Annotated in this window: 15 protein-coding genes; 4 read left to right on the top strand and 11 right to left on the bottom strand. The window is 36.9% G+C overall.

Annotated features, from left to right (window positions below; all coding sequences use genetic code 11):
• Nucleotides 1–1,093 precede the first annotated feature (1,093 nt).
• The 7 genes from QPK98_RS03065 to QPK98_RS03035 form a co-directional block, all read right to left on the bottom strand.
• Nucleotides 1,094–1,978: an alpha/beta hydrolase gene (locus tag QPK98_RS03065; protein ID WP_310991531.1), complete on the bottom strand. Its 885-nt coding sequence runs from the start codon at nt 1,976–1,978 to the stop codon at nt 1,094–1,096.
• Between the two features lie 79 nt (nt 1,979–2,057).
• Nucleotides 2,058–2,795 (bottom strand): hypothetical protein, encoded by a 738-nt coding sequence (locus QPK98_RS03060; RefSeq protein WP_310991530.1) that lies wholly within the window; start codon nt 2,793–2,795, stop codon nt 2,058–2,060.
• Between the two features lie 397 nt (nt 2,796–3,192).
• Entirely contained in the window at nt 3,193–4,320 is a 1,128-nt protein-coding gene (locus QPK98_RS03055) for a helix-turn-helix domain-containing protein (RefSeq protein WP_310991529.1), read from the bottom strand.
• 152 nt (nt 4,321–4,472) lie between these two features.
• Entirely contained in the window at nt 4,473–7,970 is a 3,498-nt protein-coding gene (locus tag QPK98_RS03050; protein ID WP_310991528.1) for an efflux RND transporter permease subunit, read from the bottom strand.
• A 15-nt stretch (nt 7,971–7,985) separates the two neighbouring features.
• Entirely contained in the window at nt 7,986–9,146 is a 1,161-nt protein-coding gene (locus QPK98_RS03045; protein WP_310991527.1) for an efflux RND transporter periplasmic adaptor subunit, read from the bottom strand.
• A gap of 6 nt (nt 9,147–9,152) precedes the next feature.
• A complete protein-coding gene (locus tag QPK98_RS03040) occupies nt 9,153–10,532 on the bottom strand; it encodes a TolC family protein (protein ID WP_310991526.1) in 1,380 nt (459 codons plus the stop codon).
• Nucleotides 10,525–11,136 carry a TetR/AcrR family transcriptional regulator gene (locus QPK98_RS03035; protein ID WP_310991525.1) on the bottom strand — a complete coding sequence of 204 codons (612 nt, stop codon included), beginning with the start codon at nt 11,134–11,136 and terminating at the stop codon, nt 10,525–10,527. The genes QPK98_RS03040 and QPK98_RS03035 overlap by 8 nt, the downstream gene beginning before the upstream one ends.
• Nucleotides 11,137–11,291: 155 nt before the next feature.
• On the opposite strand from QPK98_RS03035, the gene QPK98_RS03030 reads away from it, so the two are divergent.
• Nucleotides 11,292–12,266, top strand: a complete 975-nt coding sequence (locus QPK98_RS03030; protein ID WP_310991524.1) for a polyprenyl synthetase family protein — start codon at nt 11,292–11,294, stop codon at nt 12,264–12,266.
• Here the strand turns inward: QPK98_RS03030 and QPK98_RS03025 are convergent.
• Nucleotides 12,263–12,796: an alpha-ketoglutarate decarboxylase gene (locus tag QPK98_RS03025; RefSeq protein WP_310991523.1), complete on the bottom strand. Its 534-nt coding sequence runs from the start codon at nt 12,794–12,796 to the stop codon at nt 12,263–12,265. The genes QPK98_RS03030 and QPK98_RS03025 overlap by 4 nt on opposite strands.
• Nucleotides 12,797–12,908: 112 nt before the next feature.
• On the opposite strand from QPK98_RS03025, the gene QPK98_RS03020 reads away from it, so the two are divergent.
• Together QPK98_RS03020 and odhB are read left to right on the top strand one after the other, a co-directional pair.
• Entirely contained in the window at nt 12,909–15,686 is a 2,778-nt protein-coding gene (locus QPK98_RS03020) for a 2-oxoglutarate dehydrogenase E1 component (RefSeq protein ID WP_310991522.1), read from the top strand.
• Between the two features lie 208 nt (nt 15,687–15,894).
• Nucleotides 15,895–17,139: a 2-oxoglutarate dehydrogenase complex dihydrolipoyllysine-residue succinyltransferase gene (gene odhB / locus QPK98_RS03015; protein WP_310991521.1), complete on the top strand. Its 1,245-nt coding sequence runs from the start codon at nt 15,895–15,897 to the stop codon at nt 17,137–17,139.
• A gap of 241 nt (nt 17,140–17,380) precedes the next feature.
• On the opposite strand, the gene QPK98_RS03010 is transcribed toward odhB, so the two are convergent.
• The 3 genes from QPK98_RS03010 to QPK98_RS03000 all read right to left on the bottom strand — a co-directional run bounded on the left by QPK98_RS03010 (nt 17,381) and on the right by QPK98_RS03000 (nt 20,532).
• Nucleotides 17,381–18,019, bottom strand: a complete 639-nt coding sequence (locus tag QPK98_RS03010) for a response regulator (RefSeq protein ID WP_310991520.1) — start codon at nt 18,017–18,019, stop codon at nt 17,381–17,383.
• On the bottom strand, nt 18,016–20,025 hold the full coding sequence (locus QPK98_RS03005) for an ATP-binding protein (RefSeq protein WP_310991519.1): 2,010 nt from the start codon (nt 20,023–20,025) through the stop codon (nt 18,016–18,018). Before QPK98_RS03005 ends, QPK98_RS03010 begins: the two co-directional genes overlap by 4 nt.
• Nucleotides 20,026–20,097: 72 nt before the next feature.
• Nucleotides 20,098–20,532, bottom strand: coding sequence for a retropepsin-like aspartic protease family protein (locus tag QPK98_RS03000; RefSeq protein ID WP_310991518.1), 435 nt, complete (start codon nt 20,530–20,532; stop codon nt 20,098–20,100).
• A gap of 48 nt (nt 20,533–20,580) precedes the next feature.
• Here QPK98_RS03000 and QPK98_RS02995 point away from each other — a divergent pair, with 48 nt between their 5' ends.
• A complete protein-coding gene (locus QPK98_RS02995) occupies nt 20,581–21,345 on the top strand; it encodes a TatD family hydrolase (RefSeq protein ID WP_310991517.1) in 765 nt (254 codons plus the stop codon).
• Nucleotides 21,346–21,385 lie beyond the last annotated feature (40 nt).

Here is a 21,385-nt window from a genome sequence, read left to right as displayed (position 1 = left end):
ACTTTGTAAATTCTCTCTTATTACTGATAACGGCCCGGCTATGAATAGTGCACCCAAAAATATACTGGTTTTTGAAATAGGCACTTAGCCAAAGCTTTGTTTTTTCTTATTTTCCACTTCGCCAAAATAAAGTTTTGGCGACCTTGAAAAGATACACAGACTTTTCGGTTTTTGACTGACCCCGCATTGCGTATAACCGATGTGTGTGCATAGCATCGATATCTTTTATTTTACCGAAAAGTAACTAATTAATCTAGAGGGTGCAAGTTCCTTATGGACGGAGTAACCCTTCGACAAAAGATCAGGGGAGTCCGCCTTGATCCATTTGTAAGCCGCAAGCTTGTCTGTCGTGAGGTGGGAAGTGAAGGAAGCAGGACTACAAACCCGATAGCTATCGGGATGGTACTGACCAACAGGAACCAGATAAGAAGCTGTAAAGTTGGGTGAGTAAACACAGCCTGTCACGAACTTGCTTCGGAAAACCTGTACGCTGGGTGGTGTGAGAGGTGGTTGCTGAGTTTATCGAAGTACGCACTCCGTTCCTATTTAGGGGGCGGAGCCGTCTACTCGATTGGCAAATGTTTTTGTTTACCATTACACTGACGCTTTGATAAAGACCAAAGAGAAAGAATAACGCCAATAGTATTAATTAGTATAATTGTTAGTTTTTGAATCAATCCTGTTCTAAATATTTAACCTGTTCATTTTTTTACTCACTCTTTTCAATAATAAAATTGGAGTTCGTGAATCTTTGATTTCATTGATGATTCCGATAGCTATCGGAACGAACCAAACCCCGATAGCCATCGGGGCTAGGCTTACGAAATTTTCTCTAAATTTTTTGTTCGTTCCCTAAATTTTAGGAACTCGCCTTTAAATCCAGTGCTTTGATGACTATCTTTGCTGGCTCAAACAGCCTAAAATTTTACGGGAACTTCACTTCAAATTTTACGATAAATTTTCGATAGGCCAAAGAACAGGAATTCTCAATTACAACCCCCTAAGCTTCATATTATCTCTAAAGCCCCATTAAACAAAGGCTTTCAATGGTTTCCTTATGAACGTTTAGGACGCTATTGTTTTTGAATTAAGATTATTCTTCAAAGAGTAAGCCTTTTAAATTTTCTGTATGTGGTGATTCGGTCATTGAGTCGTGAGAACCACCTTGGATTGCATATACAGTTGCATCTTTACTGTTTAAAAAGTTAACTTCGTCTGTCGTTAAACTACCTACTGCTTCATCTTTGTCTCCATAAGCATAAATTACATTGGATAAGTCTTTATTTTGCAATAGTTGTGTATAACGATATTGTCCAAAACCGGCTTGTAACTTCATTCTTGCATAGTATCTTTTTGTCTCAACTTCACTAACTGTACCATCCAAAAACTGCTCAGTTGGTGTTACCCCATTTTCAAAATAATAGCTTTGTTGACTTCTAAAGCCTTGCCATACTACATCAGGAAAATCTAATCGTCCTGCTAACAACAGGTATTTTGTTGCTATAGGCTCTTTTGTTGCAATTAATGAAGGAATCAAAATAGCACCAAACGAATGCCCAACAATATATACTTCTTTACCTTGGTCACTAAAATGTTGAGCCACTTGATGTAATATGTCTACCGAGTTTTCATTTTCTTCAATAGCTCTCTCAAAAGTTAAGTTTCCACTATTAATAATAGACGGGTTAAATGTATTGGATTGGTGCACATATACTTCATGGTACTCAGAAAATCCCAATTCATCAAAATAATTTGAATCTAACGTAAAATCTGGTCCTCCATTGCTGTACAAAACCACTTTATTTGAGTTGATGTTTCCTTTTTCAACAAAAAGTTGAGTTACATCATTTGGTATTTGTGTGTTAACTAATTCTACATTTGTATCGTCGTCAATATCATCTTTACTACATGAGGTAGTAAGTACTAAAGCGAATAATCCTAGAGCCATAAATGCTCTGCTTATCCATATTTTCATCATATTTCTAATAATTAATTGGTAATAAATTAGGATGTGATTATGCGGTTTTAACATTAATCACATCCATTTTTAAAATCTTTTAGTTTGTAGTGAAGGTAGCTGTACTGGTTCCACCATTTGTTGTAGTGCCATCTGCATATTTTGCATAAGGTCTAAAGTGATAAAGAGTATTAGATGTTAAGCCCGTAATAAACTCAGAGTATATTGTTAAGAAAATATTTCCTGGCATATCTGGATCTAAAGTTATAGAACTATTAGAAAAATCACTATTTAAACTGTATTCAAAACCAATTTCTATTGGAGATTCTTTTTCTATGGCAGTAACTTCTAATTCTGGTGTAATCCCTTCGGAATTTTGAAAGAATAAATCTGGTTTTATAGTCATTGAAATAGAACGTGTACTACTAGCATCTATAGTTGTGCTTACTTGAATTTCGTTTCCATAGAAATAAGTACCGTCACTCATTTCAAAAAAACCTCTAATAAAAATGGTTTGTCCAGTGTCTAAGTTTCTAAATGTTGCATTTACAGGGTTAGAACCTAATGCTGTTTCTGTATTATTACCATTTACCACAGGGTTAGTTGTAGTTCCGTATACAAAACCTCTGTTAGTTACATCTCCAAGGTTTGGAGAGTCTGTATATTGACCAGAAACGATAATATTTACCGTTCCATCTCTGTTAATAAAATAATCAACATTACTATCAGTGCTAAAAGATCTAGTATCTATTGGCTCCATAGAATCATCATCGCTAGAACAACTAAATGTTAAGGTTAAAGCTAATAAGCAAATTACTGTTTTGAATAAATTTTTCATTTTCATTTTTATTTAATTATTAATTTTCTTAATTAAAGATGAACGTTTCTTCGTTTTTTTGAAGAGTTAAATTCAATCTATTGTTTTGGTTTTTCTAAATATTTTTATCAAAGTATAAACTGTAATGATTTGAAGAAATGGAAAAATAATGAGTAGATCTACTCTAAAAATATTTTCATCTTTAAAATAACTCCACTCTGTTACAAATAGCTCCCATACTATAAAAAGTACCCAAACCAAACTTATAACTATCAACGTCAAATTATTAGTTTTCATAACTTTTGATTTATTGCTGCAAAGATGTGACCTCCATCAACAATAAGAGTCTTAAAAAAAGAAGATTCAGTCTAGAAAACAGTTTTTTGGACTTATTACAGAATATTGGACTTGCAAAAATTTATTGTAACAAGTTGTTTTTAAACGATGTAGGTGTTTGAGAAGTGTGCTTTTTAAAAACACTATAAAAAGTTGCTTTTGAACTAAATCCTGAATCAAAAGCGATACCTAACATATTTAAATGATTGTTAGAAGCATCTAATAATAATCTTTTTGCTTCTTCTACGCGATAATGATTTACAAATTGTTTGAAGTTTTTATTAGATTCTTCTCTAATAAGTTCAGATAAGTTTCGTTGTGGAATTTTAAGTTTTATGGATACGTCGGCTAAAGATAAATTGGGTTCTAAAAACATCTTTTCGTCAACCATTAATTCGGTTAGTTCTTTATAGTATATCTTGTTAATTTTTGATTTATTCTCAGAGTTTTCATTAAAGCTACTTTCTTTATTTTCCTCTTTAATAATTGAATTCCTTGAAACAAAAAGTTTGGGTTGTCTTAGACCAGAAACCCCTATCCAGAAAATGAAAATCACGTTGATTGATGAGACAAAATGATACATAAATTCTGTGTAAAATTTTCCTTTTATAAAAATTGTTGATGCTACTATAAGTAGTAAGAAAACTAAAAAGATCATTACCCTCTTTGCCCAAGTAAGCAATTTCCCTTCGGTATTTGAGTAATAATCTTCAACATTCTTCTTTTGTTTGTTAATGTAATTAATGGTTAAAATTGCGTAGTAAATAGAGTATGGTAATGATAAAACCGCAAATAAAAATATTCCAGTAGAAAATGTTTCAGAATTATGTATTCTCAATTTTGTATCTAAGTCTAAGGCAAAAAGTATTGCAAAAAATGTAAATTCTAATATTCCTGGTAATAGAATAAGAAAAATTTTCTTTTTTGTTATCGAACTATTAAAAATCCTTTTAATGTATATATAAAATAACGGAATTATTAAATATCTAAAATCTAATGGTAGATATAATAATGAGGGTTTTAATTCAAGAATATTTAAGTCTCCAAGGATAGAATTTAAGAGTTCTGCACTATAGGTTAATAGAAATAAACCTAAAAAAAGCTTAGGTTTAATTAGCTTACTTTCAACTACTAAAATTAAGCCTAGAAATACACCTTGAACTAAACCTAGTATGTCAATTAAACTTATTATGTTATAGTTAATTTCCACTTATTTAATTAGATCTTAATTCTTAGAGTTGTGCCAAAAACAGAAGTTATTAATATGATGTTATTTATTATATACGCTATGAGTTTCTAAATGTTTGCTAACAACCAAATATTCTTACAAGGTTTTAAAAACCTCATAGAAAATAATATAGATTAAGCAATCCGGTCGTTGTACATTGCCTGTTTTGCCCTAGTTTCTTTTAGCTTTTTTATGCGCTTTTTCTTTCTAATTTTAATCTTTGCGCGGTTAACCAGATAGAACATTACGGGTACCACTACCAAGGTAAGGAAGGTAGCAAAAATTAGCCCGAAGATAACCGTCCAAGCCAAAGGCCCCCAGAAAATAACATTGTCACCACCAATATAAATATTTGGGCTGTAATCTGTAAATAAGCCAAAGAAGTCTATGTTAAGTCCTATTGCTAATGGTATTAACCCCAACACGGTGGTAATGGCGGTAAGCAAAACAGGACGCAGTCGCGATTTTCCACCCGCTACAATAATGTCAAAATACTGTCTTTTGGTTAGCATCTGGTCTTCGTCCATTTGTAGTTGGTCCATTTTCCTGTCAATTAAGATTTGGGTATAATCTATTAAAACAATGGCGTTATTCACTACAATTCCCGCAAGGGAGATAATCCCCATCATGGTCATGATTATCACAAAATCCATTTGGAAAACTACTAAACCTAAAAATACACCCGCCAAACTAAGTACGACCGAAGTTAAAATTATAATAGGTTTGGAAAGCGAGTTAAACTGGGCAACCAATATTAACAATATACCTCCTAATGCAAAGAAGAGTGCCAGCATAAGAAACTCCATATTATCGGCTTGCTTTTCCTGTTCTCCCGTAAATGCAAGATCAATATCCTTTGGTAGGTTATAGTCTTGCAATTCGGTCTTTAGGTCGTTTACTATTTCTGTTCCGTTATAACCGCCAAGAACGTTTGAATATAGGGTAATGGTACGTTTTAGATTTTTTCGCTTAATAGAACTAAAAGAAGCGGTATTCTTTTTTGTGATCATGGATGAAATTGGAACTTGCACAATTTTCCCTTGATTGTTTCTAAAGGTAACGGGCTGATTAAAAAGGATACTTTCATCGTGACGGTACTTTTCTGCCAAACGAACGTTTACTTCGTAATCGTCATCACCTTCTTTATAGGTTGAGGCTTCTTCCCCAAAAATTGCACGTCGTAAAGTTTGCCCTATTTGTCCGGTAGAAATGCCCAATAGCCCGGCTTTTTCGCGATCTACGGTAATGTTCATTTCGGGCTTTCCTTTGTTGATGTCTATTTTTAACTCTTCAATTCCGCTTACCCCTAAGCTTTCAATATAGGTGCGTAGGTTTTCTGCTTCGCGAAGCATTTTATCGTAATCCTTTCCGCTTAATTCAATATTTATGGGGTAGCCTACAGGTGGTCCGGCATCATCTTTTTCTACAATGATTGAAGCGCCAGGAAAGCCTTTTACAGCTTCACGTACTTCTTCCAGAACGTCGCTACTTTTTACACCTCTACGCAGTTGATAATCGCGCATGGAAAGCGTGATTTTTCCTTTTTGTGGCATGTCATTGCTTTGGCCACCATCGGTCTGTGGATTACCGGCTCCTTGCCCTACCTGCGAAATGGCAGATTCTACCATGTAATTATAGCCGTTGTCGTCGTATTTTTTAATGGCATCAAAAATACGTTTCTCCACTTTTTTAGTGAGCGCATTGGTTTTTTCAATATCGGTTCCTTGGGGGTATTCTATATAAGTTATAATCTGGTTAGGTTCATTTTCGGGGAAAAACAGCACTTTTGGCTGCATTAGCCCAACTAAAACAAAGGATAGGATTAATAACCCAATAGTTCCGAAGAAAAAGACATAGGCCTTTCTTCCGCGCAAGGCGTATTTAAGGGTTTTTTCGTACGAATTTTCTAACTTTTTAAGTGCTTTATATTGAAAATAATCTACGGCCCCAACCAAAACGTACTTATAGAACCATAGTAGTATGGCGGTTAAAATTGCCAAGTTCCCAAAGCCTCTAAAAGCTGCGATATCTAGCGCAAAACCAGCAACTAAAAGTATTGCGCCTACACCTACTAAAATCAAACTCCAACGAATAAGTTTCTTTTTGGTCAGCGGCGCTTCTTCGGTCTTCATAAATTCTGAAGTTAGCATCGCATTAATGATAAGTGCGACAAAGAGCGATGAAAAAAGCACTACGGAGAGTGTTATGGGGAAATAAACCATAAATTTACCAATGGTTCCGGGCCATAGTCCTAGTGGGAAGAAAGCCGCCAATGTTGTTGCGGTTGAAGCGATAATAGGCCAGGCAATTTCGCCCATTCCCTGTTTTGCGGCTTTACGTGGCTTCATGCCTTCACTCATCAAGGTGTACACGTTCTCAACAACCACAATCCCGTTATCTACTAGCATACCCAGCCCCATTACCAAACCAAACAAAACCATGGTATTCAATGTAAAACCTAATCCTGAAAGTATGGATAAGGACATAAGCATGGATAGTGGAATTGCAAAACCAACAAAAAGTGCGTTCCTAAACCCTAAAAAGAACATCAATACGAGCACAACCAAAATAACCCCAAAAATGATGTTGTTTACCAAATCATTTACCTGGTTTTCGGTTTTTATAGATTGATCGTTTGAAAGGCTAACATGAAGGCTTTGCGGTAGATAGCTTTCTTGTTCCGAAGCCAATAGTGCTTTGATATCTTCTACGGCCTGAATCATGTTTTTTCCTGCGCGTTTCTTGATGTCTAGCATTACTACAGGCTCGCCGTATTCACGTGCATAGGTGGTAGCGTCTTTCTCTTGAAATTTTACACTGGCAATATCTTTTAAAAATATAATGCCGTCGTCTTTTTTAACCACTACGTTCTCTAACTCTTGTGGGTTTTCTATTTCACCAGTTATTCGTATGTTTTTTTGAACACCGTTTGTAATAATATTACCCCCAGAAATGGTGCTGTTTTCACCTTTTATAGCGTTTATGATGTTATCAAAACTAACCTGCGAAGCGGTCATTTTATAGATATCAACCCCAATTTCAACCTCTCGTTCTTCAGCACCTCGAATCGTTGCTTCCTTTATTTGTGGGAGCAATTCAATTTTGTCTTGCAGATATTCGGCGTAGTCCTTTAATTTTTGAATAGGATAATCGCCGGTTAGGTTAATATTCAGAATAGGAAATTCTTCCGAAAAGTTTAAGTCGAAAGCATTGGGTTCAACTTTTGCGCCATTGGTAAGCACGGGCCAAGTGGTCTCGGCCTTAACTTGGTCTATTTTGTCCTTGACCAATTGTTTGGCTACTGGAATTTCTACCGTTTCTTCAAATTCAACAATAATTATAGAGTAGTCTTGAAGGGTTGTAGAGGTAATTTCCTTAACGCCTGCAACGTCTTTAAACTCTTCTTCTAAAGGTTCAGTAATGAATTTTTCAACATCTTCGGCAGAGTTTCCGGGGTTTACGGAACTCACATAGATTTTAGTCTCTATAATTTCTGGAAATGCCTCTCGCGGCATACTGTAATATGCGAAAGCACCTAAAAATAATATGATGGCCATCACTACATAGACTGTCATTTTGTTGTCTATAGCCCAAGATGAAATACTAAATTCTTTATAGGGGTTTTTGCTCATGGTGCAAAGGGTTTCTTAGTTTTTGATGCTTACTTTTTGTCCGTCACGAAGGGTTTTGGCACCTTCTAAAATGATGGTGTCTCCTTTTTTAAGTCCTGATTTTACCTCAGCATGGTTTTCATAGGAAAGCCCGGTATTAAGAATGATGCGTTTTGCTGTGCCTACTGAGTCATTAACGGGTTGGTATAAATAGGCAATGGTTTCTCCTGCTGCATTTTCCTGTAATATGTTCTCGGGAATGGTAATGGCATCTTCAGCTGTGTAATCATTTACTTTTACGGTAGCGATGAGGTTTGGTTTTATTAAGCCGTCTTTATTCGGAATTTCAACCTGAATATCAAAACTTCTGTTATTTGGATTGATAAAATTACTAACCTGGCGAACGGTGCCCGTAAATTCTTCATTTATTGAAGTGAGTTTAACCTTTACCTGGGTGCCTTTCTTTATATTTTTAAGATAGGTTTCGGGAATGGATGCCTTTACATACATATCGCTCAGATTCACCAACCTAATTATGGGAGTTTGACCGGGAGTAACCACCTGCCCAGGATCTGAAATAATATTGTCAATTACACCGCTAAAAGGAGCTGTAATAACGGTTTTGCCTAGTTGTGAGCGCAATTGTTGTGTTGCGTTTTTTGCAGCTTCATAATTTGTTTTGGCCTGTAGGTATTGAATTTCGGAACCAATTTTTTGCTCCCACAAGCGTTGTTGGCGTTCAAAGGTGGTTTTAGTCAAAGCCAGTTGTGCTTCCTGTTGTGCTACTTGGCTTGAGAGTCCGCCGTCGTCAATTTTTGCCAACCGCTGCCCTTTAGAAACTTGCTGTCCTTCCTTAACATAAACCTTGGTGAGAATTCCGGAATATTCGGCATTTAAAACCACATTTTGATTGGTTTCAACATTGCCCTGTACTTCTACATAATGCTTAAATAAAGTGTCTTTGATTACCTGTGCGGTAATAAGTGCCGGACGTTCCCTCTTTTCATGAGAATCGATATACGCATTTAACTTATCGATATCACTTTTAAGATCGCGTTGCTGTTGGTTGAGTTCCGTTCTTTTCGATTTAACTGCGGAAAGATCGCCAGAATCAATAATAGCATCAACCGATTTTTTGTCGTTGCCACAAGAAGCAAGAGTGACTAGGGTTATTAGAAGTAGCGTTATTTTTTTCATTGCTTTTTAGTATTGATTTTTTATTGTTTCAGAATCTATTCGAAGTTGTGGAAGATTAAGAACGGTTTCTAAATTTGCTTTTTCGTTAATGACGTCTAACATTGCCTGAAAATATTGTTGTTGCGCGGTGTATAGCTGTGTTTGTGCTTGGCGCAAATCAAAACTGGAGGACAGGCCTTCTGTAAATTTTATCTGGTTTTTCCCTTCAATTCGCTCTGCCAATGCAAGGTTCTTCTTGGCATTTTCATATTTGTCAATCGCAAATTGATAATTGCTTTTGGCAGTGGTAAGATCCAGTTTTATTTGGTTCTTACTTTGTTCAAAATCGGTTTTAGCTTGGTCTAAAGCAACTTCTGCACGTTGGGCTCTTGCACTGCGCATGCCACTACTGAAAATAGGAACGTTAAGGCTAAGGCCAAATACGGAAGATTGATACCATTTTTGATCTCCGTTGAAAAAGGTGAAATCATCACTATTTGCTGCTGTTCCATAATTTACAAAAGCAGAAAGCTTGGGCAGAAATTTGCTTTTTTCGAGTCTCATTTCAAAAAAGCGCTGTTCGGTAAGGTTGTTTGCAATTTTGTAATCTACGTTATCTTCAATATTTAAAGCGGCATCCAATAGCGCAAGACTGATATTTTCATCTGCTAACTTATCTAGGTTCTCTGTTAGGGTTACAGGAGTTTCCACGTTAATTCCAAGAGCGAGATTAAACATTTGTTTTGCTATAGCCTTACTTCGGCGTGCATTGTTAAGCTGAGTTTCAATATCTAATAAGGTAATTTCAAGCTGCTCTACGCTCTCTTCTTCGGCCAAACCGTTTTCGTAAATTTTTTGGGTTTCGTTGAGGTTTTGCTCTAAATTACTTTTGTTTTTTTCAAAAATGTCAACCAATTCCTGAGCCAATAAAACACTGCCGTACGCATTAATAACGCCTTTTCTAACTTCCAAGCGGTTTTTTTCATTGGCATTTTCAGAGAATTTTAAAAATGCTTTTGCAGCTTTTAGGCCAACCAGATAACTGCCGTCAAAAATAAGCTGATTTAACGTAGCAACGGCATTGGCATTTTGTTTGGTGCCAAAGGTTACGGGAGTAAAAGTTCCGGGTTCGCCGCCTCCAAATTCACCGGGAATAAGAGTAACAGGCTGTTTTAAATTATTTTGATACGTGAGGCTCCCGTCTATTTGCGGAAGGCCTTGTGCGGTTGTTTCCCATTTTTGCTTAATTGCCTTTGCAATATCGCGTCTGGCGTTAATGGAGGTATAGTTGCTGTCCAGTGCAAAAGTTACCGCTTCTTCTAAACTAAAACGATAATCTTGCCGCTCTTGCGAATAACCCATAAGACTAAACAGGGTAAAACTGAAAATTATAATCTTTTTATACATTGGCTTGATGCTCGGTGATAAATTTATTTAGTGTAATTAAACCTTCGGGCGTTACAATGCCGCGTAGGTGGTACTCTAGATATTCTTCGGTTTTGTATGTAGGCGAAAACTTTGCAACAGGAAATAAGGCTTCGTTTTGAATACCGGTAATGCCCATAAAATAAAGACGCCCGATAAAATCTGAATCTAAGCTCGGGCGATAAAGACCTTCTGAAATACCCTTTTTTATGTTTTTTCGGGTGCATTCTAGCATTTTTTCCAACTGATTGTGATGTAGCTTCCTGCTTATTTCTGGATAGTATTTTTGAAGTTGAAACTGAGCTGAGGTTTGATCGTCTTTTAATTTTTGCATGATAAACTTCTTAATCTGGAATAACTCCTCAATTGGATCTATATCAAGAGCACAAATTTCATCAATCCCTTCGCTAATGCTGTTTAAAACCGAAAACGCACACTCCTTTACAAGCTCGGTTTTGTTTTTAAAATGTGTGTAAATGGTTTTTTTTGATATGGCCATTTCGGTGGCAATATCGTCCATTGTAACACTTTTAAAACCTAACTTTAAAAAAAGATCGGTGGATTTATTAATAATCTTATCTTTCATAATCGGGCGCAAATGTAATTCCAGGAAACTAGAAAAACAATAGAAGTTTCCAAAGTTTTGTTTTATTTAACATCCTATTGTGCAAAAGGCTTTTTTAACCTATTAATTGTGTGCATTTGTTCAGCTTGTTTTACTTTAGCCAAAATTTTTGATTCATGGAATTTTTAAAGAAATACAATGCCGTTCTCGATGCTGATCTTACCACAGCGGTGGCTCAAAATGAACCACATCAACTATATGACCCCGTAAAATATATACTATCTTTAGGTGGTAAAAGGCTTAGACCTGTGCTTACTTTAATGGTTTGCGATTTCTTTGGGGTTGATTTTAAAAAGGCTGTCCCCGCAGCATTAGCAATAGAAATGTTTCATAACTTTTCGCTAATTCACGACGACATTATGGATAATGCGCCGTTGCGAAGAGGTAAAAAAACCGTTCATGAAAAATGGGACACCAATACGGGTATTCTTTCTGGAGATGCCATGTTGATTTTGGCATATCAGTTTTTTGAAAAATATGAGCCTAAACTATTTCAGGAATTGGCGAGGTTGTTTAGTGAAACTGCGCTACAAGTGTGTGAGGGGCAGCAGCACGACATGGATTTTGAAACTCGGGACGACGTCACCCTTTCAGAATATATAAAAATGATTGATCATAAAACAGCTGTTTTGGTAGGTGCAGCTATGAAGATGGGCGCAATTGTGGCTAAAACTGCAGAAGAAGATAAAGACAGAATTTATCAATTTGGCAGAAATCTAGGGATTGCCTTTCAATTACAGGATGATTATCTAGATGTTTTCGGAGATCCTAAAACCTTCGGAAAACAGGTTGGCGGTGATATTATTTCAAACAAAAAAACTTTTCTATACCTAATTGCAGCACAACAAGGTTCTGTTGCTCAGGCTAAGGAACTTCAGCATCTTTTTGATATCAACCCTAAAGATCCAACCGATAAGATTGCAACCGTAAAGGAGATTTTTATTCAGTCTGGTGCTGCAGAAGCCACACAGGCCGAAATAGCCAAGTATAACAATCTAGCGTATTCGGTTTTGGATGACATTAATATTGCTGCCGATAAAAAAGAGCTACTTCGTGAGTTTGGTGAGTATTTAATGCTGCGTAAGGTTTAAAAATAAACTCTTACAAATGGAGCCCAAGCTTCGGCATAAATACTTTTTTTGTTGTCGTGGAGCACGTCATAGCGAATGCCTACAGTAATATTTCTGGAGTGGAACCCTGCGCCAACATATAGTGCCGGATACCAATAATTACTCGTTACATCTGGGCTTCCTAAATATTTATACGTTCGGTTTACGTTCAATTCTTCAAATTCTGCGGAGAGTTGAATTTGTGGTATTACGTTGTATAGTGCAAGTACGCTTCCGCCTAGAATAGTAGCATTGGTATTGTTTTTAAGACTAGCATAGGTTCCAGTAAGTGAAATTCCGGCTGCAAATTGATTGTTGAATTGGTAAATGGCGCTGGGTGCGATAGTACCGCTAAAAAAGCCATTACCAAAGCTCAGGCCTATTCCACCTCCAAAGCGTACATGGCTCCAGAATTCACTTTGTTGATTTTGGGCCAAAGATAGATTTGCGCTCAGAAGCAGAAAGCTTAACAATGTTATTTTTAAAATATAGCTGATTATCGCGTTTGTCATTATGAATACTTTAAGAGTTTCAGGCAATAAATATATGAAATCGAGCCAGCTATTGTAGTTAATTATTGTAAATTTGTACCGTTTATTTTAAAAGACCATTTGTATATTTATCATGGATAAATTTTCATTCTTAAACGCGGTTCATCCTTCTTTTATCGCGGAACTTTACGAAAAATATTTACAATACCCAGACAGTGTAGAGCCAAGTTGGAGAGCTTTCTTCCAAGGTTTTGATTTTAGATCTGAACCTGGAAGCCAAGAGCTTTTTGCTACTCCAGAGGCCTCGGCACCGGAACCTGAAGATTACGATCTCGGTGCAATTTGCGCCGATGTTATCAAAGAGTTCCAGGTGCTTAAGCTTATTGACGGCTATCGTACTCGAGGGCATTTCTTCACAAAAACGAACCCGGTTCGCGAAAGGAGACAATATGCTCCAACCTTGGCCATAGAAAATTTTGGGCTTTCACAGCACGATTTGAAAGGCAAGTTTAGAGCTGGAGAGGTAATCGGGATTGGCGAAACCACGCTGGAAGAGATAATAGAACATCTCGAAAAAATTTATTGCGATTCCATCGGGACAGAGTATATGTTTATTCGCAATCCGGAAGAGATAGATTGGATTCAACAAAGACTGAACACCAATGACAATCAACCAAATTTTTCAGAAAACCATAAAAAGCACATTCTAAAAAAGCTCAATGAAGCCGTTTCTTTTGAGAGTTTTCTTCATACCAAGTATGTAGGTCAAAAGCGCTTCTCGCTTGAGGGAGGTGAAAGCTTAATTCCTGCTTTAGACACGCTTATTGAGAATGCCGCCGAAAAAGGAGTGAAGGAATTTGTTATGGGTATGGCGCACCGGGGGCGTTTGAGTACCTTGACCAATATATTTGGGAAGAGCGCTAAAGATATTTTTAGCGAGTTTGACGGAAAAGACTATGCACAGGATATTTTTGACGGTGATGTTAAATACCACCTTGGTTGGACTTCTAAACGAAAGACCGATTCCGGAAAGGAAATTAACCTGAATATTGCACCAAACCCTTCACATTTAGAAACTGTTGGGGCTGTAGTTCAAGGGATTTCACGCTCTAAACAAGACGATCATTATAAGGAAGATCCAAGCCAAGTATTGCCAATTATTGTTCATGGTGATGCAGCTATCGCTGGCCAGGGTGTTGTTTATGAAATTGTGCAGATGGCGCAATTAGACGGCTATAAAACGGGTGGAACCATACATATTGTGGTCAATAACCAAATTGGGTTTACAACCAATTATTTAGATGCGCGTTCGTCTATTTACTGTACAGATGTGGGTAAAGTAACATTTTCGCCAATTTTACATGTAAATGCTGATGATGTAGAGGCCGTAGTGCATGCTATGCTTTTTGCATTAGACTTTAGAATGGAGTTTGGCCGCGACGTTTTTATTGATCTATTAGGGTATAGAAAATATGGGCATAACGAAGGTGATGAGCCTAGATTTACTCAGCCTAAACTTTATAAGGCAATAGCTAAGCATCAAAACCCGCGTGATATTTATGCTGAAAAGCTCAGAGCGCAAGGCGTTATAGATGAAGGATACACTAAAAAACTAGAAAAAGAATACAAAAGTAAACTGGAGGAAAATCTTGAAGATTCCAGAAAAGAAGACAAAACTAGCATTACGCCATTTATGCAAGATGAGTGGGAAGGTTATGACTATTCTAAGGATGGCCAAATGTTAGAACCAGTTGATACAACTTTTGACCTTAAAAAACTCGACGAAATAGCCAAGGCAATTACTAACCTGCCTGAAGATAAAAAGTTCCTTAGAAAAATCACCAAGCTTGTAGCGCATAGACACGCTATGTACTTTGATGATAACAAGCTGGATTGGGCTATGGGAGAGCTTCTTGCTTATGGAAGCTTGCTAAAAGAAGGGCACGACGTTAGAATGAGTGGGCAGGATGTAGAGCGCGGAACGTTCTCGCACCGACACGCCGTTATGAAAGTGGAAGAAAGTGAAGAGGAGGTAGTGCTGTTAAATAGCCTTAAAGGCGATCAGGCCAACTTTTATATTTACAACTCATTGCTGTCAGAATACGGGGTTGTAGGTTTTGATTATGGATATGCAATGGCAAGTCCAAGATCTCTAACCATTTGGGAAGCGCAATTTGGCGACTTTAGCAATGGGGCGCAAATAATGATAGATCAATATATTTCGGCTGCTGAAGACAAATGGAAGCTTCAAAACGGTTTGGTTATGCTTTTACCACATGGGTATGAAGGCCAAGGTGCCGAACACTCATCAGGTAGAATGGAGCGTTATCTACAGTTGTGTGCAGTTGATAACATGTTTGTGGCCGATGTAACAACTCCTGCAAATATGTTTCATTTATTGCGACGTCAACTGAAAACGAAATATAGAAAACCTTTAATTGTCTTTACGCCAAAGAGCTTATTGCGTCATCCAAAAGTTGTTTCTACTAAGGAAGAGTTTGCAAATGGGAGTTTCCAGATGTTGATTGATGATGAACAAGCTAAGGTGTCTAAAGTAAAATCATTGGTATTTGTTACTGGTAAGTTTTATTACGACCTGCTTGAAAAAAGAGAAGAACTTAAAAGAGATGATGTTGCCTTAGTGCGTATAGAACAATTGTTCCCACTGCCTACAGCAGCAATTAAAAAGATACTCAAAAAATATAAAAACGCCGATGACGTGGTGTGGGCACAGGAAGAGCCTCGAAATATGGGTGCCTACTCTCACATTTCCATGCATTTTGAAGAAGCGAAAAACTTTAGAGTTTGTAGCAGAAAAATGTATGCAGCTCCTGCCGCCGGAAGTACGGTACGTTCAAAAGCCAGACATAAAAAGGTGATTGAAAACGTTTTTAATAAGAATATGAAATAGTTTTCTTCTGGGGTTAAAAAAATCCAATTAGGTATTCAGAAGAAATAATAATATTTTTACTCATGCGGAAGTATTTTGTTTAAAAGATAATAATACATCTCATCTTTAGAAATAGATTGATTGTATGGTTTTTCAGAATGAAATTACAGGAAAACTAAAAATAGAGAATAAAAATTAGTAAATTTTAGATTGCAATAAATAATAAATTATGGCATTAGAAATGAAAGTCCCGTCTCCGGGAGAATCCATCACCGAAGTTGAAATAGCAACTTGGTTGGTACAAGATGGCGATTACGTTGAAAAAGATCAAGCGGTTGCCGAAGTAGATAGCGATAAAGCAACTTTGGAGCTTCCAGCGGAAGCTAGTGGTGTTATCACCTTGAAAGCCGAAGAAGGCGATACAATTGCTGTAGGAGATGTGGTTTGTTTAATTGATACAGACGCCAAAAATCCAGGAGGAGGTGATTCTTCCGCTAAAGATGAATCTAAGTCAGATTCAAAAGAAGACAAAAAGGAAAAAGCAGATACTGCTAAAGAATCCGCTTCAAAGCCTGCTGCACCTGAGAAAAAATCGTATGCCACAGGATCGGCTTCGCCGGCAGCCAAGAAAATTCTCGGTGAAAAAGGAATGGCTTCTAAAGACGTAAAAGGTAGCGGACGCGATGGCCGTGTTACAAAACAAGATGCGGTTTCTGCTACTCCTTCCATGGGAACCCCAGGAAAAGGAAGCCGTGGCAGCGAGCGTAAAAAACTTTCAATGCTTCGTAGAAAAGTTGCAGAACGTTTGGTTTCAGCTAAAAATGAAACGGCAATGCTAACTACTTTTAATGAAGTAGATATGTCGCCTATTTTCGATTTAAGAAGTAAGTACAAAGAGCAATTTAAAGAAAAACACGGTGTAGGGCTAGGCTTTATGTCATTCTTTACTTTGGCCGTGGTTCGTGCTTTAGAGCTTTATCCAGATGTAAACTCAATGATTGATGGCGATTACATGATTAGCTATGACTTTAAAGATATTTCCATTGCGGTTTCTGGACCTAAAGGTTTAATGGTTCCAGTAATCAGGAATGCTGAAAATCTTAGCTTTAGAGGTGTTGAGAACGAGGTAAAAAGACTTGCGTTACGCGCTAGAGATGGTAAAATTACGGTTGATGAAATGACTGGAGGTACCTTTACAATATCTAACGGAGGTGTTTTCGGAAGCATGCTTTCAACCCCAATCATTAATCCGCCGCAATCGGCAATTCTAGGAATGCACAATATTGTTGAGCGCCCTATAGTTAGAGATGGTGGTATTGTTGTAGCGCCAATAATGTATGTGGCCTTATCTTATGACCATAGAATTATTGACGGTAAAGAATCGGTAGGGTTCTTAGTGGCGATTAAAGAAGCTCTTGAAAATCCTGAGGAATTCTTAATGGATAACGACGTAAAACGTGCGCTAGAACTTTAATTTGGTTCACGATATTTAATAATAAAAAAAAATCCGGATTGTATCCGGATTTTTTTATGGCTTTATGTTTTGTCTATCAATGTACAACGCCAAATATGAAGTTCTTTTGGTGTAGCTAAATATCACGTGTAACAACTAAGTTCACCAGGAGATTAAGCCATTTATAAGATGCAAATTGGGTTTAGGTCTGAAATTGGAACGCGTATTAGTCTTATATTTTTATGTGCCCTTCGTATCTGGTTTATATTAACTTATCATGATTCTCTTTAGCCCAGATTAAAAGGCTGTTGGTCCTAGACTCAATATTGAGCTTATTGATAATATTGCTTCGGTGCTTTTCTACGGTTCTGTGAGAAATGAATAGTTGTGAGGCTATTTCTTTATTGGTTTTGTCTTGGGCAATGAGCTTTAATATTTTTCGCTCTGAAGGTGTTAGCTCACTAAGTTCGTCATTTTGGACAAAACTAACACCAATAAACTCTTTTATTCTATTGCTAAAAAACGGGGTGTTTTCAGTTACTGTTTTTATACAGGTTTCAATTTCTTCGAGTGCAAACTCTTTTAAAATGTAGCCAAAAATATTAAGCTCCTGCGCTTTTTGATAGAGTTCCTTTTCTTTGTGAAGTGTGATTAGTACAATTTTAGTCTCTATATCAAGATCTCTGCATTTTTTTGCAATTTCTAGGCCAGAGATGTACGGCATCTGGATATCTAAAATCGCGATATCGGGCTTCATTTGGATTATCATGTTGTAGGCTTCTCTGCCATCATTTCCTTTTCCAAGAAGGTTATAGCCTTTTTCCATTAAAAAATCACTAAGTCCTTTTAAGAGTAGGGGGTGGTCGTCTGCAATAATTATTGATGGGGTTTTTTTGCTCATATTGGGAATTGAAATTCTAATACCGTACCGGTTTCTTTTTTAGATATAACTTTCATTTGACCTTTTAAAAACTTAGTTCGCTCTAAAAGTGTTTTTAGCCCTAATGATTTTACATCTTGATATTTATCTTCAAATTTGAAGCCTACACCATTATCTCGAATGGAGATCATTATAGCGTTGCTCAGTTTTTTCACCGCTACTTTTCCTGCATCTGCTTGGGCATGTTTTAGTATGTTACTTAAACTTTCTTGAACGATCCTGAAAATATTTACCTCTTCTTCTTTTGAAAATATATCGTCAATATTATCTATTTCTGCTGAAATAAAAAGGTTTGTGTTTTCATCTATTTGATTAATGGTAAATTCAATGGCTTTGGTTATCCCTAATTCCTGAAGTTGAAAAGGGTGCAAATCTCTAGATATAGCGCGTACTTCTTCTATGGTGTAATCTACCATTTGTTTGGTATCCTTATCGCCACTAGCAATGAGCTTGTTTTTTATTACCAATAATTGTTGTCCAACTCCATCGTGAAGGTCTTTAGATATTCGTCTTCGTTCCCCTTCTTGCGAAACCAATAATTCCTGACTAAATTTTTCCTGAAGAATTTTATTCGTCTTTAAAAACCTTTGGTTTCTGTAAAGTAGTACGAGTCCGAACCCTAAAATTGTTGCAACCCCTGCAAAGAGCATCACTTTTTTAAAGCCCTCATTGTCTTTTTCAAGAAGATTTATATTGGCAGTTTTTTCTACAAGTTCTTTTTCGTTTTTTTCCGTTTCGTATAAGGTTTGGTAGTAGGCGAGTGCATTTGCAACACTTTTATTGTATATGGAGTCTTTAAGAGCGGTGGCTTTTTTCGTGTGTTCCAAGCTTTCTTTGTAGTTGCCTAGATCAAAATATATTTCTGATAAAGCAGAATAGGTTTCCATAATTTCATCTTCAATCCCCAGGTTTTTGGAGCTAAGTAACCTTTTTTGAAGCAATTCTAAGGTTTCCTCAAATTTTCCTTGAGTTCTAAGGTATGCTGCCTTTCCTCCTAAATAGTTCATTTCGGCTAATGGATTTCCCGAAAGATCAAAATCCATAGCCTCCAAGAAGTCAAGTTGATTTTTAGCCTTTTCAAGTTGATTTTGCTCACAGTAGTACTCAATAAGTCTTGAGTGGATACCAATATAGGTGGAAACACTCGAAATTTTTTCCTGATAGCTTTCTTTAGCCATTAATAGGTATTTGAGCTCCAGATCGCGTTTTCCCATCTTTTTATAATCCAGCGCCTGGTTGTAGTATTCATTCGGTAAAAGAGAATTCAACTTCAAACTTTTCATTTTCTCAATAAGGGCATCGCGCTCAATCTTGGCTTTTTTGTAAAAACCATTCATGCTGAACATATTGATGATACCTTGCTGTGTATAGACCATAAAGTTATAGGCTTCCTTGGCTTCATAAATATTGAATGCCGTTTTAAAGTCTTCACTTGCCGCTATAAACTTGCCTAATTGCGAGTAGGCTTGCCCTCTAAATAAATAGGTGTCCGCAATATTTAACGTGTCGGTAGAGGCAAAGTTTAACAAGGCCAAGTTATAATCTTCAATAGCTATTTTTAAATCTACCTTCTTGTTTGCGCTACCGCGTTTTATATGCAAACCACCCAACAATGAGCTGTCTTTTATTTTATATTTTCGGGCAAGAACGCTATTGATTACGGTTATAGCTCGCAATGGGTCATTTTTATAATTGGTAAGTGGATATTGTAGGTTCATTGCCTTTTTGGCTGCAGCTTCTGTGCTATCCAATTCTTGAGCAAGTGCAATGTACTGAAAGCTATACGTTATAAATGAGTCGGGATCGGTCTTGTAGGTCCGTATTAAAATGCTGTCTAATGCTGCAAGTTTCGCTCCTTTATTAGCTGTAGTTTTTACAATCTTTTTATAATGCGAAACATCCTGGCAAATACCCAAAAAATTGGCCAGCATAAGCAATAGCGATAAAAAAACCGTTCGTTTAGTCACAAATAAAATTTTTGGGAAGGAATTAAAGATACTTAAATTATACGAAATAAAACCGATCTTGGTTTTTGTGTATTACTTTACGTAGAAACAGTTTCTTCCGTAATCAATCACCGCTCTATGTTTTTTTAGAAAGTCTGCACCAATAATTCCGTGTACCGGTTTTTCTTCAGCTTGTGAAAGTGCCTGATTAACATGCGAAAGATCGAATAAAACAAAATCCATGTTTTTTACTTCCCATTTCTTTATGCCGAATTTATTATTTCGCGAAAGCATTGTTTCCATATTTATTGCTCCTGCTCCCGCAGCTTTTATGATGCTTTCTTCACTAATAAGTGAAAAGTGTGCGCTTTCAGATAGAGCTACACAACTGGTAGAAGCGCCTGTATCAAGTATGAAATCGCCCGAAATGGTATTGATTTTTGCAGAAAAAAGATAGTGGCCCGTTGCGAGCTTTTTAAGGGGAATGCGGTAAAAGCCGCCCGATTCCATAAATTTACGTAGTTGCATTAACTTTTTTGTGTAAAGATAGCAAACAAAATAAGTAGCTTTGCAGTTATGTTGACAGATACCCATACCCATTTATACAGTAATGCCTTTGATGAAGATCGTAACAAAGTAATGCAGAGGGCTTTTAGCGCTGGTATTGAGCGCTTTTTTATTCCGGCAATAGATTCTAGCTATACCGAAGCAATGTATGCTTTGGAAAAAGATTTTCCCCAAAATGTTTTTTTAATGATGGGCTTGCACCCCACCTCTGTAAAGGAGAATTACGAAACGGAGCTGACTCATGTTGAGGCGCAGTTTGAAAAGCAAAATTTTTATGCCGTTGGCGAAATAGGAATTGATCTGTATTGGGATAAATCTACATTAGCGATTCAAAAAATAGCTTTTAGAAGACAAATTCAGCTGGCTAAGAAGTATAAACTGCCCATCGTTATCCATTGTCGCGATGCTTTTGATGAAATATTTGAAGTGTTGGAAGCCGAAAAAGGTCCAGATCTCTTCGGGATTTTTCACTGCTTCACGGGTACATTGGCGCAGGCTAAGCAGGCAATTTCGTATAATATGAAACTGGGCATTGGCGGCGTGGTTACTTTTAAAAACGGAAAGATTGATGCTTTTTTAAATCAGATTCCGCTAAAACATATCGTCTTGGAGACAGATTCGCCTTATCTTGCCCCCGTGCCCTTTCGCGGAAAACGCAATGAAAGCAGTTATCTGGAGCTAATTTGTAAAAAACTATCTGAACTTTACGAGGTTTCGGAAGCAACTGTAGCGCGAGTAACTACACAAAATTCAAAAGAAGTCTTTAATATATAGAATAATCTTTTAAGTAGGTAGAATCTAAATAATACGGTTT

It is taken from the genome of Aequorivita marina (genome assembly GCF_031631895.2).
Taxonomy (GTDB): Bacteria; Bacteroidota; Bacteroidia; order Flavobacteriales; family Flavobacteriaceae; genus Aequorivita; species Aequorivita marina.
This window is presented reverse-complemented; position numbering and strand designations above follow the sequence as displayed.

Coding starts and splice junctions, on each gene's coding strand:
- QPK98_RS03065 (WP_310991531.1), bottom strand. CDS start 1,978: ATGATGAAAATATGGATAAGCAGAGCATTTATGGCTCTAGGATTATTC.
- QPK98_RS03060 (WP_310991530.1), bottom strand. CDS start 2,795: ATGAAAAATTTATTCAAAACAGTAATTTGCTTATTAGCTTTAACCTTA.
- QPK98_RS03050 (WP_310991528.1), bottom strand. CDS start 7,970: ATGAGCAAAAACCCCTATAAAGAATTTAGTATTTCATCTTGGGCTATA.
- QPK98_RS03045 (WP_310991527.1), bottom strand. CDS start 9,146: ATGAAAAAAATAACGCTACTTCTAATAACCCTAGTCACTCTTGCTTCT.
- QPK98_RS03040 (WP_310991526.1), bottom strand. CDS start 10,532: ATGTATAAAAAGATTATAATTTTCAGTTTTACCCTGTTTAGTCTTATG.
- QPK98_RS03035 (WP_310991525.1), bottom strand. CDS start 11,136: ATGAAAGATAAGATTATTAATAAATCCACCGATCTTTTTTTAAAGTTA.
- QPK98_RS03030 (WP_310991524.1), top strand. CDS start 11,292: ATGGAATTTTTAAAGAAATACAATGCCGTTCTCGATGCTGATCTTACC.
- QPK98_RS03025 (WP_310991523.1), bottom strand. CDS start 12,796: ATGACAAACGCGATAATCAGCTATATTTTAAAAATAACATTGTTAAGC.
- QPK98_RS03020 (WP_310991522.1), top strand. CDS start 12,909: ATGGATAAATTTTCATTCTTAAACGCGGTTCATCCTTCTTTTATCGCG.
- odhB (WP_310991521.1), top strand. CDS start 15,895: ATGGCATTAGAAATGAAAGTCCCGTCTCCGGGAGAATCCATCACCGAA.
- QPK98_RS03010 (WP_310991520.1), bottom strand. CDS start 18,019: ATGAGCAAAAAAACCCCATCAATAATTATTGCAGACGACCACCCCCTA.
- QPK98_RS03000 (WP_310991518.1), bottom strand. CDS start 20,532: ATGCAACTACGTAAATTTATGGAATCGGGCGGCTTTTACCGCATTCCC.
- QPK98_RS02995 (WP_310991517.1), top strand. CDS start 20,581: ATGTTGACAGATACCCATACCCATTTATACAGTAATGCCTTTGATGAA.